The 17,511-nt window shown below is 67.5% G+C and carries 18 protein-coding genes and 2 pseudogenes; 12 read left to right on the plus strand and 8 right to left on the minus strand.

Annotated features, from left to right (window positions below; all coding sequences use genetic code 11):
* The coding region (locus ACTMTJ_RS41655; RefSeq protein WP_441224288.1) for an SDR family NAD(P)-dependent oxidoreductase at positions 1 to 225 on the minus strand (225 nt) is incomplete at its 3' end.
* 59 nt (positions 226 to 284) lie between these two features.
* On the opposite strand from ACTMTJ_RS41655, the gene ACTMTJ_RS41660 reads away from it, so the two are divergent.
* Together ACTMTJ_RS41660 and ACTMTJ_RS41665 are read left to right on the plus strand one after the other, a co-directional pair.
* Positions 285 to 668, plus strand: a complete 384-nt coding sequence (locus ACTMTJ_RS41660; protein WP_441224358.1) for a MerR family transcriptional regulator — start codon at positions 285 to 287, stop codon at positions 666 to 668.
* Positions 669 to 1,192: 524 nt separating this feature from the next.
* Entirely contained in the window at positions 1,193 to 1,777 is a 585-nt protein-coding gene (locus ACTMTJ_RS41665) for a dihydrofolate reductase family protein (RefSeq protein ID WP_441224289.1), read from the plus strand.
* Positions 1,778 to 1,914: 137 nt separating this feature from the next.
* Here the strand turns inward: ACTMTJ_RS41665 and ACTMTJ_RS41670 are convergent.
* Positions 1,915 to 2,030: pseudogene (locus ACTMTJ_RS41670) on the minus strand (ISAzo13-like element transposase-related protein); the annotation flags it as partial.
* A gap of 757 nt (positions 2,031 to 2,787) precedes the next feature.
* On the opposite strand from ACTMTJ_RS41670, the gene ACTMTJ_RS41675 reads away from it, so the two are divergent.
* Positions 2,788 to 3,102 carry a histone-like nucleoid-structuring protein Lsr2 gene (locus tag ACTMTJ_RS41675; protein ID WP_441224290.1) on the plus strand — a complete coding sequence of 105 codons (315 nt, stop codon included), beginning with the start codon at positions 2,788 to 2,790 and terminating at the stop codon, positions 3,100 to 3,102.
* A 1,576-nt stretch (positions 3,103 to 4,678) separates the two neighbouring features.
* On the opposite strand, the gene ACTMTJ_RS41680 is transcribed toward ACTMTJ_RS41675, so the two are convergent.
* On the minus strand, positions 4,679 to 5,065 hold the full coding sequence (locus ACTMTJ_RS41680) for a VOC family protein (RefSeq protein ID WP_441224291.1): 387 nt from the start codon (positions 5,063 to 5,065) through the stop codon (positions 4,679 to 4,681).
* Between the two features lie 375 nt (positions 5,066 to 5,440).
* Here ACTMTJ_RS41680 and ACTMTJ_RS41685 point away from each other — a divergent pair, with 375 nt between their 5' ends.
* The 5 genes and pseudogenes from ACTMTJ_RS41685 (at position 5,441) to ACTMTJ_RS41705 (ending at position 8,671) form a co-directional block, all read left to right on the plus strand.
* On the plus strand, positions 5,441 to 5,779 hold the full coding sequence (locus ACTMTJ_RS41685) for a hypothetical protein (protein WP_441224292.1): 339 nt from the start codon (positions 5,441 to 5,443) through the stop codon (positions 5,777 to 5,779).
* 364 nt (positions 5,780 to 6,143) lie between these two features.
* Positions 6,144 to 6,407 carry a VOC family protein gene (locus ACTMTJ_RS41690; RefSeq protein WP_441224293.1) on the plus strand — a complete coding sequence of 88 codons (264 nt, stop codon included), beginning with the start codon at positions 6,144 to 6,146 and terminating at the stop codon, positions 6,405 to 6,407.
* 334 nt (positions 6,408 to 6,741) lie between these two features.
* The gene (locus ACTMTJ_RS41695; protein ID WP_441224294.1) at positions 6,742 to 7,410 is read left to right on the plus strand and encodes an HAD family hydrolase; all 669 of its coding nucleotides are present in this window, start codon (positions 6,742 to 6,744) and stop codon (positions 7,408 to 7,410) included.
* Between the two features lie 86 nt (positions 7,411 to 7,496).
* Positions 7,497 to 7,691 (plus strand): annotated as a pseudogene (locus ACTMTJ_RS41700) (VOC family protein); the annotation flags it as partial.
* Positions 7,692 to 8,032: 341 nt separating this feature from the next.
* Positions 8,033 to 8,671, plus strand: a complete 639-nt coding sequence (locus ACTMTJ_RS41705) for a hypothetical protein (RefSeq protein ID WP_441224295.1) — start codon at positions 8,033 to 8,035, stop codon at positions 8,669 to 8,671.
* Between the two features lie 466 nt (positions 8,672 to 9,137).
* Here ACTMTJ_RS41705 and ACTMTJ_RS41710 read toward each other — a convergent pair whose 3' ends face one another.
* Positions 9,138 to 9,527 (minus strand): hypothetical protein, encoded by a 390-nt coding sequence (locus tag ACTMTJ_RS41710; RefSeq protein ID WP_441224296.1) that lies wholly within the window; start codon positions 9,525 to 9,527, stop codon positions 9,138 to 9,140.
* A 164-nt stretch (positions 9,528 to 9,691) separates the two neighbouring features.
* The gene (locus ACTMTJ_RS41715; RefSeq protein ID WP_441224297.1) at positions 9,692 to 9,997 is read right to left on the minus strand and encodes a hypothetical protein; all 306 of its coding nucleotides are present in this window, start codon (positions 9,995 to 9,997) and stop codon (positions 9,692 to 9,694) included.
* A gap of 366 nt (positions 9,998 to 10,363) precedes the next feature.
* On the opposite strand from ACTMTJ_RS41715, the gene ACTMTJ_RS41720 reads away from it, so the two are divergent.
* Together ACTMTJ_RS41720 and ACTMTJ_RS41725 are read left to right on the plus strand one after the other, a co-directional pair.
* Entirely contained in the window at positions 10,364 to 10,609 is a 246-nt protein-coding gene (locus tag ACTMTJ_RS41720; RefSeq protein WP_441224298.1) for a hypothetical protein, read from the plus strand.
* Positions 10,610 to 10,865: 256 nt separating this feature from the next.
* Entirely contained in the window at positions 10,866 to 11,288 is a 423-nt protein-coding gene (locus ACTMTJ_RS41725; protein ID WP_441224299.1) for a hypothetical protein, read from the plus strand.
* 160 nt (positions 11,289 to 11,448) lie between these two features.
* On the opposite strand, the gene ACTMTJ_RS41730 is transcribed toward ACTMTJ_RS41725, so the two are convergent.
* From ACTMTJ_RS41730 to ACTMTJ_RS41740, 3 genes are all read right to left on the minus strand, one after another.
* Positions 11,449 to 11,826 (minus strand): hypothetical protein, encoded by a 378-nt coding sequence (locus tag ACTMTJ_RS41730; RefSeq protein ID WP_441224300.1) that lies wholly within the window; start codon positions 11,824 to 11,826, stop codon positions 11,449 to 11,451.
* 442 nt (positions 11,827 to 12,268) lie between these two features.
* A complete protein-coding gene (locus ACTMTJ_RS41735; RefSeq protein ID WP_441224301.1) occupies positions 12,269 to 13,150 on the minus strand; it encodes a LysR family transcriptional regulator in 882 nt (293 codons plus the stop codon).
* 19 nt (positions 13,151 to 13,169) lie between these two features.
* Entirely contained in the window at positions 13,170 to 14,189 is a 1,020-nt protein-coding gene (locus ACTMTJ_RS41740; RefSeq protein ID WP_441224302.1) for an alcohol dehydrogenase catalytic domain-containing protein, read from the minus strand.
* A gap of 348 nt (positions 14,190 to 14,537) precedes the next feature.
* Between ACTMTJ_RS41740 and ACTMTJ_RS41745 the strand changes: the two genes are divergently transcribed.
* Both ACTMTJ_RS41745 and ACTMTJ_RS41750 read left to right on the plus strand, forming a co-directional pair.
* A complete protein-coding gene (locus tag ACTMTJ_RS41745; RefSeq protein ID WP_441224303.1) occupies positions 14,538 to 14,936 on the plus strand; it encodes a VOC family protein in 399 nt (132 codons plus the stop codon).
* 536 nt (positions 14,937 to 15,472) lie between these two features.
* A complete protein-coding gene (locus tag ACTMTJ_RS41750) occupies positions 15,473 to 17,344 on the plus strand; it encodes a S1 family peptidase (RefSeq protein ID WP_441224304.1) in 1,872 nt (623 codons plus the stop codon).
* Positions 17,345 to 17,511: the final 167 nt, after the last annotated feature.

Below are 17,511 nucleotides of genomic sequence, written 5' to 3' on the forward strand. Positions count from 1 at the left end.
GACCAGCAAGTTGACGTCGCTGGCAGCTCGGGCGGCGGCCGCCACTGAAGCGGGGTCGGTGATGTCTAGCGGCAGGACCTCCACGCCGGGGAGTGTGATGAGTTCGGGACGGCGGGCGGTGGCGTACACCTTGGCGGCGCCGCGATCGAGCAGTTGCGCGGCGAAGTGGCGGCCGAGGCCGCGGTTGGCCCCGGTGACCAGGGCAATCGCTCCGGAAATGTGCATGGCGGTACGCTAAAAGTTGACATTGATGTCAAAGGCAAAGAATTGTGGCGGTGATCACTTTGCGAATCGGGGAACTGGCCGCTCGTTCAGGTGTGAGCACGCGGTCACTGCGCTATTACGAGCAGCAGCGGCTGCTGCATTCCGAGCGCAGCCGCACGGGTCAGCGTCACTACCCGAAGATGGCCGTTGACCGGGTCAGGCTCATCCAGCTTCTCTTTGCAGCGAACCTGTCCAGCCGGACGATCGCCGAGCTGTTGCCCTGCGCCGGCGCCAAGATCACCCCTGCGGAGGCCGGGGCCCGGTTGGCCGCCGAACGAGAACGGATTGACGCGCAGATCGCCCAACTTGCCACAGCCCGCGCCCAACTTGACGAAGTAATCGCCCTCATCGGAAAGTCAATGGTTGGCTGCGACTACGAAGCCGCCGTCAACGAAGTGGACTGAACCACCGCGAGCGAGGGAACGTGGTCGCAACCGCGCTTTCTTCTCGTGGTGAAGAGCCGGGCCGCGACCCGGGTGGCATGCCGCGTTTCCATTCAAGATCGATATACTCTTCTGCCGCCGACAGGGCGTGCCGACGGACCATGTCGTCAGGGTCAGTGGCCGCTCAAGGGGGCAAGGTCTTCGGCGGCGGCTATCGCGGTGAGCTGCACCGGCGGCGGCCATGGCGGCCGCAGCCCACTTGCTGACCCGGCCGCCGCTGCTCGACGACGCCTTCGCCGAGACGCGCGCGAATTGGGTCTCCACCGCGCGCCCGTCATCGCCGCGAACTCGATCTTCGGGCCGGCGGCACCCGCGGTGTGAGCACACCGAGGCGAAGCGCCTGATCTCCCACGCGATCAAGCCTAGGCCGGACGCTGGCGTCTCGTCCGGCAGATTCTTGGCGTGTGTCGAGTTGGTTGGTGGTCGTTCGTTTGGGAATTGACGGCTCGCGAGCGGGGCGGGCTGCGCAGACCGAGGAGCATTCCATGCGTTCGATCACGGTGACGATGAGTGTCACGCTCGACGGTGTCGTGCAGAGCCCGGGCCGGGCTGACGAGGACACTCGCGGGGGATTCATGCACGGCGGCTGGGGCCAGGGGTACTGGGACGGTGTGATGGCCCGGGAGATGGGTATGGGTATGAGCGCGCCGGGTGACATGCTGCTGGGCCGCCGCACCTGGCAGGATTTCGTCACGGCTTGGGGACGCGCGAGTGATGGCAACCCGTTCAGCACGCACATGAACGCGGCGACCAAGTATGTCGTGTCCAGGAGTCTGGTGGACGTCGATGCGTGGCAGAACTCGGTGTTGTTGCGTGGGGACGCGGTCGAGACGGTGACCGAGCTCAAGGTTGAGTCGGACAGGGATCTGTCGATCATCGGGAGTGCATCGCTGGTGCGCACCTTGCACGCCGCCGGGCTGGTCGACCAGTACACGCTGGTGATCCACCCGATGACCTTGGGCAGCGGCAGTCGGCTGTTCGAAGGCCCGGCGCCGCGGACCGGGTTTCAGCTCACGCGTAGCGTTACGACCACCACCGGCGTGATCATCGCCCGCTACGCCCGCATGTGAGGGCGCCGTACCTGCTTCGGCAGTCGCCCACCGACGCCCGCAAGATCAGGTACGTAAGTAGCCGCCATCCGTGCGGTGCTGGCGGCAAGATCAGGTGCACGCTCTTGCCTTGAGTTGCGCGTGCGCGGTTGCGCAGCGGTCAACTGTTCGGCCAGGTTCGACAACGACTTCGTCGTCCACCGTAACGGCGACATCGGATCATCCTGCTCGTCCGGTTCGACAACGCCAACAGCGTTGGCACCAGCGCCGGATCCATCCTTCACTCCAACGCGGCCGGACGTCGACCTGGTCGTGCGCGACGACGGCCGTGGAGGAGAGCAGCTCAGCGGCGGGGCCGGGTAGCTCCAACCCGTGTGGGCGGCCTGGTGCGGTTGCTCGGCGAGTGCCGTTTCGGTGGAGGCGGTAACGGTGCCGGCGCGGCCGGGGTTATCTCGATCCATGGCCGGGCGGACAGGTCGAGTAGTCCGCAGTCGCCGTAGTCGGTGACCCGCCGGAAAGAGGTGCCGCAGCGGGAGCAGTGTCCGTACTCGACCGTGATGCCGCTGGGGTGGGTGCTGGTCCGCTCACCGCGGACCGGCCCGTCGCACCAACCACGTGTGCTGCGATGTTTCATCGTTGTCGAGGGTAGGTGTCCTCGAACAAGATCGCATCGTAGATGTCGCACCGCCCCCATGGCGTGCAGATGCCGGGTCACGGTTGCCCAGTCCGGCTTGGTCAGCGCCGAGCCCCATGCGGATCACGCCCCGCACCCACCGGTGACCGCTCGTTGGCGACGCCGAGCTGCAACGCGCCGACGATGTCTGGTCCTGGTACTCCTGCTTGGAGTCGGGGGAGGCTGGCGATCGGTACCGACGCACTGGCTTGGGAGCCGGGAAGGTTCGGCAAAGCCTCGGAGAAGGCAGACCGGTCGGTGACCCTGTATGGCTGTCTTGGGTGGCTGTGCTTGAGGGCGTCGCTGTTCGGCGATAGGGGTACTGGCGGTCACAACCGAGGCCTGCGGTTGCTGGTGTGTGTCGATTCAGCTCAGCAGATCGGGGTGGTGTTCCGGGAAACTCGACGGGGTCGACTACTCCATCGACCTATCGGGCAGGAACGCGAGCAAGCTCCGTACCCTGTTGTCCGCCTACCAGGATGCCGGTACTCGTCTTGGCCGGGCGGGGGCGCCCACACCGGGACGGCGGGCAACGGCCGACCGGCGCCGCGCCGGTGGCCGGGAGGAGAACAAAGCCATCCGGAAGTGGGCTGCCACACAGGGTAAAGAACTGTCGGACCGAGGCCGGATTCCCGCGGCCATCGTGGACGAATATTACGCTTCCGCCAGATAGTGGCTCAGCTGGAGTGTGAGGTCTGGTCGCCTAGCGACAGCCGTGCAGCTTGTACGGCGGTGACCACGACTGAGTGCCAGGAGGCTGAGCCGCCGCCACACCGCTCGGCCCGTCAAGTGGCGCCAGGGACCGCACAAGTCCGGTTCCTTACCTTGCGAGGACCGGTGTGGCCTAGATCGGTCGGGTGATCCTCTCGCCGGCGGCGGTCGCGACGATCCGTGACGAAGCTGCACAGGCGGTCGACGGTGGATGCCGGCGGGGTCCCCGCCCGCCGACTCGGCGAAATCGCGACTGCTCGTCGTCTTCGCAGCCGTCGGGGTAGGCGGACACCGCGAACGACGGGTGGGAGCCGCGCCCGGTAGCGGCACCATGATGCCAGCCACCTCACCACCCACGCGAACCACGCAGCATCAGCGTCTTCGCGGTAGAACTGCCAGGCTCCGGACGGATACGATCTTGCCAGCCGGGTAGTCGACATCGCAAAACACGGCCACGCCACCATCAAACAGCCGACTGTCGATGACAGCGCGCGGGCTTGACCTGCCTCCGCCGGCCAGAACAGGACCGCTACCGGCCCTGACCTCAACGTCGCCACGCTGGCCGCAGCCAGCTCGCGCCCATTCGGTCGAAGACGTTGTACCCAGCAGGACTCGCCGGCCCGATCGACCGCAACCGAGCAGCATCCCCGGTGCCAGGACCCTCGCCGAGACCGGCCTCTCCGTCCCAGACCTTACCGATGGCGGCTTCCGGTCATGATGCAGCAGGCCGACAGTCCGGACCCGAAGGCACGCCGTCGTGGACGGCCGCCTACCGCAACCTACTCCTGGCCCCTGGCCCGCCCGGCTCGTTGAGCTTCCGGGACCGCGCGTGGGGGTTGACCGTGTGATGACATCTGGGGCTGCATCGTATCGATCAATCTCGGCCATGCCGTCGCCGACTACATCGCCCAACACCACTTCCAGCCGCGCAGGTGACAACACCCGCACCAGATAGCGCAGAACGTGTCCACGCTCAACCGCCACACCCCACCATCCATCCATCCAAATCCAAGGCCAGTCCCGACGCGGTGCTGATGGGTGATCGGGGGTCGGCGGGCACGGCCGGGTCGGCCTCGAACGGGCAGTGTGCTGCCTCGATGGCCCGCCTTGGTCGGGCGGTCATGGGCTGGCCCGCCGGATGATGCGACCGCCGGTCCACGCGGCGGTCAACATCACTCGCGTGCCACGGCCCATGATCTTTACCGGGCGCGAGCGTAGCGGAAAGCTTCCACGTCCGAGTCGAGATGCTCATGCCTGGGCGCAACATTCGATCATAGTCGATGAGAGTGCGTCGGGAGCTTGGTACAAATCGTGCCGCCGCCTAGCTCAGGCATGGCGCGGCTGATAATACTGGCGAACCCCGGCCCGCGGGTCCCACCCGGCGGTGGCCAGCTCTCCGGCCAGCAGCTGAGTGCCAAGTATGAAGCCCAGGGCAAGCCGGTTGCGGTCGGCGCCGCCCCTGCTGGTGTTCGCGGTGGTACAGCGGGTCTGACACGCTATGTTGACGCGCCGGCGGCCGGCCTGCCCCGGGCACGGGCTCACTTCTGCGTCATGGCCGCCCGGTGCTCCTCGCTCAGCTGGATGATCTGGACATAGTTGCCGTCCGGGTCGATCGCGGTCGCGAAGAGGCTGCCGTCACGGTCTTCGATCTCGGCCAGCCAGGCCCCGCCCAGCTCGTCGACGCGCGTCACAGCCGCTCGCGCGTCCGGCACCTCGAAGTTGAGGATCACCCGGCCGGGTTCGGGGTTCTTGTCGCCCACGTCGGCGCGGCTGTCGATCATCAAATTGAACGCGTCGAACCGAAGCACCCGGTACTGGTCCATCTCGGTGCTCTCCTGCGGCTCCAGCGCGGCGACGTACCAGGACCGCAGCCGATCTGGGTCCGCGCTGGCCAGCAGCATGCTGTTCAGGCTGGTGCCCGTCATGGTTCCTCCTCATCGTATGGGTGTCACTAGTACAGACGAGCCAGCGAGGCGAAAGTCATCGCCTGGAACGAGCAGGTTGTCGGTTCGGCACGGGGCGGTCCCTACGCCGAGCGAGTCCGACGTGGATAGGCACGGCTTCGCGGCTCGTGCGAATGATAGGTGCGAATGATAGGTGCGGGTGGTGGGTCTGCACCGGAGTCGCCGTAGTCACTTTCCGCCGACCGGCGCCGGGGGGGCGGAACCACCGGAATGACGCCAAACCCGGGCCGCGGCTGGCCAAATCGGTGGCTCGCCGCAGAGGCTGACCCGCGTCTCAACCGGTAACCCCACCCGCACGGGTACGCTTCTGCCATGCTCTCGGGAAAGGAGAAGTCGATGGAGCAGCCGACCGCCAACCTCATCGCGCTGAACCCACAACCGCTGCCGCCCGACGCCACGATCAACCTCGTGGCGCTGAACCCACAACCGCTGCCGCCCGATGCGACGATCGAGATCCTGACGCTCAACCCCCAGCCGCTGCCTCCAGAACTGACGATCAATCTCGTCGCACTCAATCCGCAGCCGCTCCCACCGGGAGCGCGCATCAGACTGGTGGCCCTGAACCCACAACCGCTGCCGCCCAAGGCCACGATCAACTTTGTCACTATCAGCCCGCAGCCGATACCAGCGAGCGGCCTTCTCGACTTTATGGCAATCGAGACCCGAACCTACTGAACACGCACCGTCTCTCTCTCGCAATGGCGATGATGGCGGCGCCGCTGGCGTCGCAGGAGTTGTCCGAGATTAAGGCGGATGGGACAAGGTCCGTAGCCAGGCCGATTGCAAAGTCGGTTGATCTATAACGCATCCCAGCACACCGGGAGCACGGACGCCGGCTCCGAAGCCAACCGGGTCGTCAAAGCCATCGCCCGCGCCGCCTACGGGTTCCGCAGCCTGGTCAGCCAGCGCCCAGCGCCTATGAACCCGAACCGTCATGACCAGGAAGGCCCGTGGGGCACCCTCAACCCCGTTGCTGACACGGCGTGGAGCCCATCCGGTAGGGCCGCGGTGGTCCGCGGTCCGGACTACGGTCGGGCGCATGATTCCCGACATCCACATCGTGTTCGACTGCGCCGATCCGGACCGGCTGGCTCGTTTCTGGATGGTGGCGCTACCTGGCTACGACTTCCCGCACGGCCCACCGGACGGCTTCACCACCTGGCAGGAGTGGGCCGACGCGAACCAGATCCCCGAGCAGCAGCGCAACGCCGGCCGCACCCTGGTTGACAAGCAGGGCCACCGTCCCGACATCTTCTTCCTACGCGTTCCAGAGGGGAAACCTGACCCCACCGAGCGGGTCTAGTCGGTTCGCGTAGCGCTTGGCCCCTGCACTTGGGCCTGCCGTGCACGACCTCGCGAACTTCGGCCCGGACATAGTCGTGAAGTCTTGAGCCGGATGCTACGCCTTTCCAGCCATCGTGCCGCAGATTCCCGTACGCAGGCTCGACTCCACCAGGTGCAGGGTGGTCGGGTCCAGGCTCCAGGCCGCCGCGACCTGCATGACGGTCTGTTCGCTGACGTCCTGGCACTTCCGTGCCCGATCTCCTCCAAGAACACGCTCGGTCCCTGCGCATCACGAGTGCAGTCAGGAGCATCATGGCCCCACGGGAGTCGTCCTGCTTATCTAGGGTGACCTGGTGGCTTCGAAACCCGTGACAACCGTCCTGTTCGACTTCGCTTGGACCCTGTTCGCCAGAGACCCTAACCGCTGGGTCGGCAGCGCCGCGGCATTGATCGGCCGGGAGGTGGCCGCCGGTGACGCTCAGCGCATCGCCGCGGATTTCGCTGAGTTGTTGCGGACAACGGCCACGGACCCTGCTCATATTGCCCGCGACTTGGACCCGCAGGTGTGGGACCGGGCGATTCTGGCTGTCCTGCGGCAGATCCGTGGGGTGGACCTGCCGTTTGCGCGAGCCCTGCACCAAACGCACGCCGAAGCACTCGAGCCGTACGCGGACACGTCATCCACTCTCGCCGCCCTGAGCGCCCGCGGTATTCGCCTTGGCGTGGTGAGCAACATTGGCTGGGATATTCGCAAATGCTTTGCCCGGCACGGGCTTGACCGCTACATCGATGCATTCGTACTTTCCTACGAGGTCGGCTTCGTCAAACCCGATGTACAGATCTGGCGCACCGCACTCGATGCCCTGGAGGCACAGCCAGATCGGACGCTGATGGTCGGCGACCATCCCAGCGGCGACGGCGGTTCCGTGGCCGCCGGCATACCGGCCCTGGTGCTACCGATGACGAGTTCGCCGGCCCAGCTTCGCGGATTCGATCACGTGCTGACGTTGGCCGGAATTTGAAACTGGTTCGGTTCTTGGTTTGTCAAGGTTGCCCTATGCACTTCGCAATAGATGTCTGATTCTTCCTATATGACCCCGAACCGAAGACCACAAAGAACCGGGTCCACCTCGATGTGAAGGCCGGCGGCGCGGTGCCCGATGCAGAGCGCCGGGTCCGGATCGAGGCAGTCGGGGACCAGCTCGTAGCTGCTGGCGGGTCGATCTACCGCCGCGTCGACAACGACGAAGGATTCTGGCTGATCATGCAGGACCCGGAAGGCAACGAGTTTTGCGTCAACTGATCGAACCGGTGCCCCTCACACCCGGGCCGACAAGCTCATGGGCTGCGAGAACCCCTTCCCCACCAAGCTCGTGGAGCCTCTATAAGCACCTGGTACGCAGGTCGTGTCTAGGTCGACCTGCCGAAGGAGATCACGTTGCTCGCGTCCTTCGAAGTTTCCCCCCGGGACCGCGACCACGAAACGGCTCTGCGCCGGGGCAGAGGCGGGGTGAGGTCAGTCCCGCCTTCAAGGCGTTCGTCGAGGGGTGGCTGAAGCGGTACCTGTATGACCCCCCGAAGGGCTCCGAGCGCGCGAGCGCGGTTGCCACTGCGCTCGATCTGCCGATCGAGACCGGCGGGACGGTGAGTGCCTTCGGCTACGTCATCGACTACCTCGACAGGGGCGACGAGGAGTTGCTCGACGTCGTGCACCAGACGATCCTCGTGCTCAACGACGGGACCGTCGTTTTCCGGCCGCCGCCGCCGCACGAGGAGGTCGAGCGCCAGCTCGCCTACGCCCGCTCGATCTGGATGGCAACGGAGCGTGGTCTGGTGAGGCGAGCTGAGCCAACGGCCCACGAGTCATACGTCCTCGCGTCGTCTCCGTCCGATGTGGCCAGCGTGGAGCTGGCGAAGGCATGGGACAAGGCGTACGACCGCGATGGTGACCCGTCCGATGCTTGGGACCATGCGATCAAGGCGGTGGAGGCGATCCTGCTGCCGATCGTCGTGCCGAAGCAGGACCAGGCGAAGATCGGCCAAGTCGTCGGTGAGCTTGGTAGCAAAGGGGACAAATGGGATGTCGGCTTGCTGTTCAACCAGACCGACCCTGCGAAGACACCGCCTTTCCGGCCGGTGGAGGCACTAGTCGGGATGCTTCGCCTCGTCTACCCCAACCCTGACCGACACGCCGCAAGGACCGCCGCGAGCCCACGGCGGAGGAGGGCCGGATCGTCGTGCAGGTGGCGACAACGATCGTTCAATGGGCGCGTGAGGACCTGATCGTGAGGAGGTGAATGAATCGTTACTGGATCCGGCAGCGGCAGGGCGGACAGGTTAACGGCGTCACCTTCGAATCGAGGTGTTCGCCTTATTCACGGTGGCTGGTCTGGTCTGCGTCAAGCCCGGACAACGCACACGCTGCTCCACCCGATGACCGTGTCTATCCGCCGCCGTAGTCTCGCCCGGGACGCCTAACTCCGCGGACCGTCGCGCCCACGGCGGTGGCCGGGACGTTGCCGGTGCTGCCCGCTTGGCGTGCCGTACGAGAGCACCGGCCTGTTCGGCTCGTACGTATCGCGTTGCGCCACCTGCGCGAGGTTGACGCCGACCTGCGGCGCTGAGCCGCCGGTAACCCGGGGTTTGCCGGCCGTTCTAGGTTCGATGACGATGGATCGGGTACGGCAGTTCCACGGTGACCGGCTGCGCGGCTGGGAGGTGCCGGCGGACCTGCGCCGGCTCGTGGAGCTCAGTCGAGGCGCCGCCAGTCCGGCCAGGCGGGCCGTTCTGCTGACGTGAGCGCGTCCAGCATCACGTGCTCCATCTGGTCTGGTGTCAGCTCTGCGTGCCCGTCGCCGCCCGGCGGGTAGGCGCTCCAGCTGCGGTCTTCGACGTCGGACATCACCACGGCGACCGGGTTGCGGCGGTCGGTGACCGCCGCGATGACGCCCCACGGCCGGCGGATGTGCACCTGGTGGTCCAGGTCGGGGTCGAGTTGGCGTAGCCACCGCTGTACCGTCTGCGCGTCGGTCAGCGGCACCCGCTCGGTGTGCACCCGAAACAGGCCCGCGCCGGTGAGCCGCTCCGCTACGTCCTGAGGCGGTTTACGCCGGCGCAGCCAGTCCCGCAGCCATCCCATGCCACTTCCTCGATCAGGGGTCGAGCCAGTGATGCCCCGGATCGGGGGGACGGCAAACGCCGGGCTACGCCGCTCTCCGGACAGGCGGCGACGAATGCCGCAGCTCCGGTCGTGGCCGGCGGGCAGTCGGCGGTGGGTCCTGTGTACGTCCTGCGCCGCGTCGGTTAGGCGGACAATGGCGGAATGCCAGCGTCCCGCCACGGGGAATCCGGCGTGCGACGCTGCTGCTGCTCGAGGCCGAGGATGTCCGGCACGGCCTCGTCGCCGGGATCACCGAAAGTCTGGCCGACCGCCCGGAGCTGGCCCGGTCGATCCAGTCCGCGCTGGACGACCGCGGCGTCCGCGCCGAGATCCGCGCCGTGCTCGAATCCGCACCCGTACGCGCGGTGATCTGGCAGGCGACGGAGAACCAGTTCCAGGGCCGGCGTTGGGCGCTCATCCGACACGCCGTGGTTCTGCTCGTGCGGCATCGGCACGCCCCGGCGCCTGGCGTGGGGCTTGAAGCGGCACGGGGTCCTGCGGGAGCTGCGGCGTCAACCCGACCGGAAGGGTCTGGTCGCCTGAGCGGGCCGCGGGCCGCTTGCCATGCTGCGTTCGTCGTCCTCCTGCCGATCCTGCTGCTGCGGCTCGACGGGCACGCGGCTGCGCTCCCGCTAGGCCCAGTGGTGCTAATCGAGCGCTTCGCCCGTCCGCCGCGCGACGCTGCCAGCCACGCCGAAACGCACGGAGCGAGGACGCTCAACTGCCGATGAGCGCGCGTTGCTAGGCAGTGGCCAGGGCGCGGCCCGGTGTCGTCGGACTTCGTCGACGTAGCCCGTCTTGCATACACTCCGTCCGTGACGGAGAAGCTTCCGACCTTCCCGTGGAACGACGGTGAGGGCGAAGAAGGCTGGTTCGAGGGAATCGATCTTTCCTTCGATACGTGGAAGCACGACGAGCACATGCCGTTCGACGACGCGGAGATGGTGTGGCAGGAACTCCTCGACCGGCTGGAGGAGGAAGACGTCAACTTGACCCCTGAGCAACGGCGAACCGTGCGCCCCATCTTCGACAGGCTCTGGGCAAACTATAAGGTCTTGTAGGACGGACGAAGCCCATGGATCTGACCCTCGGCCTTGCCGAGCACCCCGGGCGTCCTTCGAGATCATCGTCAGGCCAATCCGCCTCCATCGCTGACACCGGGAAACGCCCGGATCTGCCGCATCCGGGTGGTTCCTCGTAAGTCGTCAGGCAATGCTGGTGATCGCTCTTGCTCGGCCGGCCCGCCGCTCAACCGCCAGTGCGGCGCCCGGCAGTCGTCGGCGAGGAATCGGTGGGGCTGCCCGGATCAGTCTTGGTATGGCAGTGGAACGGGTGTCGCTTGCCGGCCACATCGCGATGGTCGTGGCGATGGTGGCGGGGCGGGGTTGTCGCGGGTTGGTTGCAGTCGGGCCTGTTCACGGTGGTCGCGTTCTGGTTCGCGCTGCGAGTGGTGGCGGTGCGGGCTGGCAGGCGCACCACGCGGCGCTCGCGGCGGCGATGGCGTGGATGACGGCGGTGCCCGGCCACCATGGGCATGGCACTGGTGGTGCGGCGGCGTTCGTGGCCGGGTACGCCGCGGCAGCGTCGCTGGTGTGGCTGGTGGTCGCGGTGCGGTGGGGCCGGCCGGCGGCGCTGGCGCACGCCGCGATGGCTGCTGCGATGACGGTGATGTCGGCGGATCAGCCTAGCGGGTATGCGCCATTCTCCGGCCCTCAATGGGAGCCGTTGGCCGAGCATTAACTAATCCCCAGTTCAAGGCCTCTGACGTCGGCGCCAGCTTGCTTAAATCCTTTTGTGCGGTATTGCCCCTCCTGCACGTCTGACTCTGAGACCACTTCCTCGCCCACGGGCGCGCAACGTGGCAAGGTGGGCAGCAACGGGGGCATGGAGTCGAGTGTGATCAATGGCCCAAGTCGTCGGCGCGTACGCGCGTGCTGGGCTCGGCCTTTGCAGCCCCAGCTTCACGCAGCGGCCGATACCGTTGACCGTTGTCACCGGCCATTGCTTGCACCGGGAAGCACGGCTGGCGCGGCGTGTTCCTGATAGAGCTGACGAATGTTGAAGGGGTCGACTGGTTGAGTATGCCTTTGTAGCTGTGCCAGAGTGTCCCTTCGATCAGGATTGCGGCGCGTTTGGCGCGGGTCAGGCCGACGTAGAAGCTGGATCGGGCTTGTTCGTAGTCGCTGTCTTTGGTGAGGATCCAGTCGTTGTTTGTTCGGTTCCAGCGTTTGCGCGGGATGAGGCCGTCGATGAGGCCTGGGAGGATGACGTAGTCCATTCCCGCCTTTTGGCGGCGTGGTAGGTCGTGAGGGTGATCTTGCCGGTACGGAGGGCGCCGGCGATGTCGCCGATGGTCAATGTGTGGTGCTCAGCCGCCTGCTTCAAATCTTCGATGGCGTTGCGGTCACGCCGCTGCGGACTCTGCCGGCCGAGCTGGGTTAGACCGAGGGCTTCGTCGAGGCCGTGGAGCCAGCTGGATAGGTCCGCTTCGGGTGGCGTGGCGCGTAGTCCGCGGGCGAGTAGTTGGGCGGTCGGTCGGCGCTGCGGCACGGGAAGTTCGAAGTTGCCGTTGGCGGTGGCCGCGGTCGCGGTCCGCTGGTCGACCACTGGACCCGGGAGAGCCCGCTCAGGGCTCACCTGGTGCCCGACTGCAACCACTACACGATCCTGACCGACCCGGCTGCCGCCGGTCACATCGCCCGGGCGCTGACGTCGTCTCCTTAGCCGGGGAGACAGCTCAGCGCCGACCTGCGGAACTCGTCGACCATGGTGTTTTCCTCGACGGGGCGGGTCAACATCACGGCCTGGCACGGCGGGAGGTCGTCGATCGGGATCGAGGTCAGGTCGGGGCGGAGGAGGCCGCTCTGGTCGCTGCGCGGATGCATGATCACGGCCTTGCCGCACGCGACCACCTCGAACTTGTCCTGCACGGTGTGCACGGCCGGGCCCACCGGGCGCCGGCCGCCGTCCGGACGCTCCGGCCACCAGAAGGCCCGCCACTCCGCAGACGCGCCGGGCATCGGGAACTCCACCAGCGGTTCGTCGGCGAAGTCGGCCAAGGTAACGGACGTGCGCCCGGCCAGCCGGTGCGTGGTGGGAACCACGAGCAGCCGGGGGTCCTCGTACAGCACCGTCACGCGGTAACCCTCCATCGGGAACACGAACGGCTGCCAGGCGATCACCACGTCGACCCGGTGCTCTGCGAGGCACCGGGTGTCCTCCCACGTCAGGTAGCGGGTGTGGATCTCCGCGTCGGGGTGGCGCTCGCGCAGGTCGCGCACCGCCGGGGTGATCGGCAGGCCGGGCATGTAGCCGATGGTGATCGTTCCCGACGTCGCGGCGGCCCGGACGTTCGTGACGGCGTGGCGGGCGGCCCCGAGCAGCTCGTTCGCCTGCACGAGGAAGGCGCGGCCGGCCGGCGTGAGCTGGCTGCCGTGTGCGGTGCGGTCGAACAGCCGCACACCGAGCTGCTCCTCGAGCCGCTGGATCTGACGACTCAGCGACGGTTGCGCGACGCGCAGCTCGGCGGCGGCCCGGCCGATGTGCTGATGAACGGCCACGACCGTGAAGTACCGCACCAGTCGGAGGTCGAGGTCCGCCATGCACACATGATAGGGAGAGTCAGTAGGTCACTACAGCCTTGAACCGGACGTCGCCGTTGGCGACCCTGTCGTACGCCTCGGCCACGCGATCCTTGGGGAAGAGCTCGATCATCGGCTTGACGGCGCCGCGTGCGACGAAGTCGAGCGCCTCGACGAGGTACTCGTAGCCGTTGTGGGCGGAGCCGATGATCTGGTGGCTGTTCGACACCAGTGGCAGCGCGGGCAGCGTCAGCTCGTCGGTGGCGATGCCCATCATGACGACCTTGCCCCACGGACGCAGGCCGTCCATCGCGCTGGCGAGCGCCGCGTGGTTGCTGCCCGTGTACATGATCAGATCAGCGCCGCCGGCGGCCTTGAGCCCCGCGCCGTCGGCGACGACCTTGTCAGCGCCGAGCTGCCGCGCAAGGTCCTCCTTGTCGGGGCTGTGGGTCACCGCGGTGACGTGGTAACCCGCGGCCGTCGCGTACTGGATCGCGAGGTGACCGAGTCCGCCGATGCCGACCACGGCGACCCGACCGGACGGCTTGACCTCCGCCCGGCGCAGGCCGGCCCAGACGGTGAAGCCGGCACACAGGGTCGGCGCCGCGAGCTCGTACGAGACCCCGTCGGGCAGCAGTACGGTCCCATCGACGTCGGCGACGATGTACTCCGCGTGCGCGCCGTCGACGTTGACGCCGGTGAGGATCGGGGCCGCGCAGTTCGCGGCGGTGACGAAGCTGTTCGGGTGCTGCTCACGGCAGAAATCACACCTACCGCACCGCTTCTGCACCATCGGGAGGCCGACGCGGTCGCCGATCGCGCGCTGGGTGACACCGGCGCCCACGGCCACCACCTCGCCGACGCCTTCGTGCCCGAGCACCAGGGGGAACTCGCGGAACGACAACGTGCCGTTCGCCATCCACACGTCCGTGCCGCAGATCGCGCAGGCGTGGACGCGCACCAGCACCTGGTTGGGGCCGGCCTCCGGCCGGTCCACGTTCTGTAGTTCCCACGGGGCGTTCACCTTCGGAACGACGACCGCCTGCATCTGGGTAGCCATGTCCACTCCTCCTCGGCTCGAGAGATCACGGCTTGACGCTACGAACGGCCGGACTCAGGCGTCCAAGACCTGTTCCGCATCCCCTTCATGCCTGTCCTGCATGGTGTTCCCGGTTCCGCGGAGGAGGACACGCACGATGCACATCACTCCCGTACCTGCCGGCGCGACGCCGCGCGTCAGGCCCGCGATGAGGGCCGAGCTTGATCTGACGCACGGATAAGTAGCCGCGATCCGCTCGTCACCGAAGGTGACCGGGGGGAAGTTGCCGGCACCGGGTCCGCTGATGCCTTCGGAGAGGCGCTCTGGGCAGCGGAACCGGCCCATCGATCGGGTGTGAGAGGGTGGTTCATGCCCTTGAGCGCGTATCACGTCAGGACTTCGATCGCCGTGTCCGATATACAGAAGGCGATTGGGTTCTACGAAGGCAAGCTGGGCTTGCAGGTGCTGGAGTCCGGCCCCAGCGCCCACATCGCCGACGGCAGCCGTGTCTATGGTTCCGGTGGCGGGCCAGCGTTGAACGTGTATCAGTCGGACACTGCCGGGAAGACCGCGGCAACGCTGGCGACGTGGTATGTCGACGACATCGACCGGGTCGTCGACGAGCTTGTCTCGTCCGGTGTCGAGTTCGTCCGCTACGACCAGTTCGAACACGACGCCAAGGGGATCACTGCCCGGGCCGGCGGTGGACGTATCGCCTGGTTCCAGGACCCAGACGGCAATACCTTCGCCCTCGAAGCCGACGTCTGAGTCCCAGCCGGGGACGCGATGCAGGGGGCAGCAGGTGCTGCGGGACTGTGACCGCTGGCCACCGGTTCAGGCTGTGGACCGATGCCCGGCCCGTGGGGCATAGGCATCGACTTCCGGCAAGGCCTGATGCGGGCAGGAATCCGGCCGCCGGGACCGATCCGCCAACCGCGCCGAACCCTGCTCGGCATACCGGCTCAGCCAGGTGTGCACGCTCTGCCGAGACACCCCGCGAGTGTCAAGCATCAGCCGCGACCGGACACCCCTTGTGGTCAGCGACGGTGGTCGATAGCCTGCCTGGGTCTGGTCCGGTTCACCGTTCACGGGGGGTTGCGGTGGATTCACTGCCGTCGACGCGCGCTGTATCGTTCCACATTGGACCGACTGGTCGCCGATGGGTGCGCGATGTCGCCATGGTTGCCGTGCTGGTGCTGATTGGTTCGTTGGTGCAGCCAGGAGGCCCGGCGACCGCGGCACCGACTGACGTCGCGGCCCGCGGACCCGCGCGTGTGTCGGCGGACGGCGATGCCCCGCCGTCGGTGGTAGAGGACTTCTCGTACCCGGGCGCCGAGCAGATCCTGGCGCAGCACGGCCTGCGGGTGTCCAAGGGCGACGGGCACATCCTGTTCGTGACGTCGCGGCCGTTCGGCGAGCAGCAATGCGCGACCGGTGAAATACAGGTCGAGAAGTGGTTGGACGAGGCGCCGTTCGGTGTCTACTACTGCTTCCGGACGATCGGATCGCAGGGCTACCTGTCGTTGGAGGTGCCGGGCACGTTCGGGGTGCGGGGTGGCAGTGTGTCGCTGCGCGCCACGGCGGAGCTGCCAGACGGGCAGCGGACGTACGAGGTTGACCCGAACGAGTTCGTGGCGATCAGTCCGGGCACGGGCGACGAGCCGCCGGAAGCGGTGTTGGTGGAGCTGCGGCTGACCGGCACGGCGCCGCCCGCCGCCACCGGCGGGGGGCCGGTCGTGACCGGCGACCGGTACCGGCCGGTGGCCAGGATCGAGGGCGGCGGCTTGGCGTGCACGGGCGTCCTGGTCCACCCGGAGTGGGTCCTCACCGCGAAGCGCTGCTTCGAGACCGGCGGCCAGGGCGCGGCGGCGGGTCCCCCGGCCGCGGCGACGACGGCGGTCGTCGGGCGGTTGGATCTGGCCTCCACGGAGGGGCACGCCACGACCGTCGTCGACCTTGTTCCGCGCCTGGACCGGGACGTACTGCTCGCCAGGCTCGCGACGCCGGCGGCGCAGGTGCCGGTCGCCACGCTCGGGCCCGCGCCGGTGATCGGCGAGACGCTGCGGGGCGCGGGCTTCGGCCGTACGGCGACCGAATGGGCACCGGGCACGCTGCACGCCCCGGCACTTACCGTCCAAGCGGTCGCGGCGACGTCGGTCGACGTCGGTGTGGCCGATCCGGCTCAGCCGGGCACGTGCAAGGGCGACGCCGGCGGACCGGCCTTCCGGGAGTTGACGGGCGGAACGTTCGAGCTGGTCGCCGTCCATAGTGGATCCTGGCAGGGCGGTTGCCTGGCCGAGACTGAGTCCCGCCGGGAGGCGGTCGAGGCCCGCGTCGACGATCTGGCCGGTTGGATCCGGCAGACCACGGCTGCCCAGCCGCAGGGGGTCGACCGGCTCACGATGGGTGAGTTCACCGCCGACGACAACGACGACCTGCTGGGCACCGACCCGGCGACCGGGCGGCTCTGGCTCTTCCCCGGCACGACTGAGAGCCGGCGGTTCGCCGAACGCGTGGAGATCGGCCGCAGCGGTTGGAACGTGATGACCACGCTGACGGCCGGACGCTTCAATCACGACGAGTACGACGATCTGGTCGCTCTGGACGGCAACACGGGGAAGCTGTGGCTGTATCCGGGCTTGGCGTCCGGCACGGGATTGGGCGCCCGGGTGGAGATCGGTCGCAGCGGTTGGGCCGTCATGAGTGAGCTGGCGGCGGGCCGGTTCAATCACGACGCGTACGAGGACCTGGTCGCTCTGGACGGGGACACAGGGAAGCTGTGGCTCTATCCAGGGACCGCCGCGGGTACGGGGCTCAACACGCTCGGCGCCCGGGTGGAAATCGGTCGCAGCGGTTGGGCCGTGATGAGCGAGCTGACCGCGGGCGCCTTCAACCAGGACGCCCGCGACGATCTGATCGCGCTGGACCGCACCACGGGCAAGCTGTGGCGGTACCCGGGAACGGCCTCGGGTACGGGGCTGAACACGCTTGGCGCCCGGGTGGAGATCGGCCTGAGCGGCTGGGCGGTGATGACGGAACTGGCGGCCGGCCGGATCGATGCCGGTGGCACCCACGACCTGCTTGCCTTCGACGGAAACGCCGGTCGGCTGTGGCTCTATCCGGGCGCCGGCGGCACCGGCCTCAACACCCTCGGCGCGCGCCTGCCGATGAACTGACCGGGCAGACGGATGCTGGGTGGGGATCGGCGGCGCAGACACTCACCGTAACGGCTGTCCCCCAGAGGGTAAACACGCTAATCGGATATGCCGTCCAATTTAGACGCTCGGGGCAGCGTCCTGCCGGTGTCGTCCTCTAGCTTCATGGATGCGTTCCCTTCTATGTG

The organism is Phytohabitans sp. LJ34 (genome assembly GCF_052068095.1).
Taxonomy (GTDB): Bacteria; Actinomycetota; Actinomycetes; order Mycobacteriales; family Micromonosporaceae; genus Phytohabitans.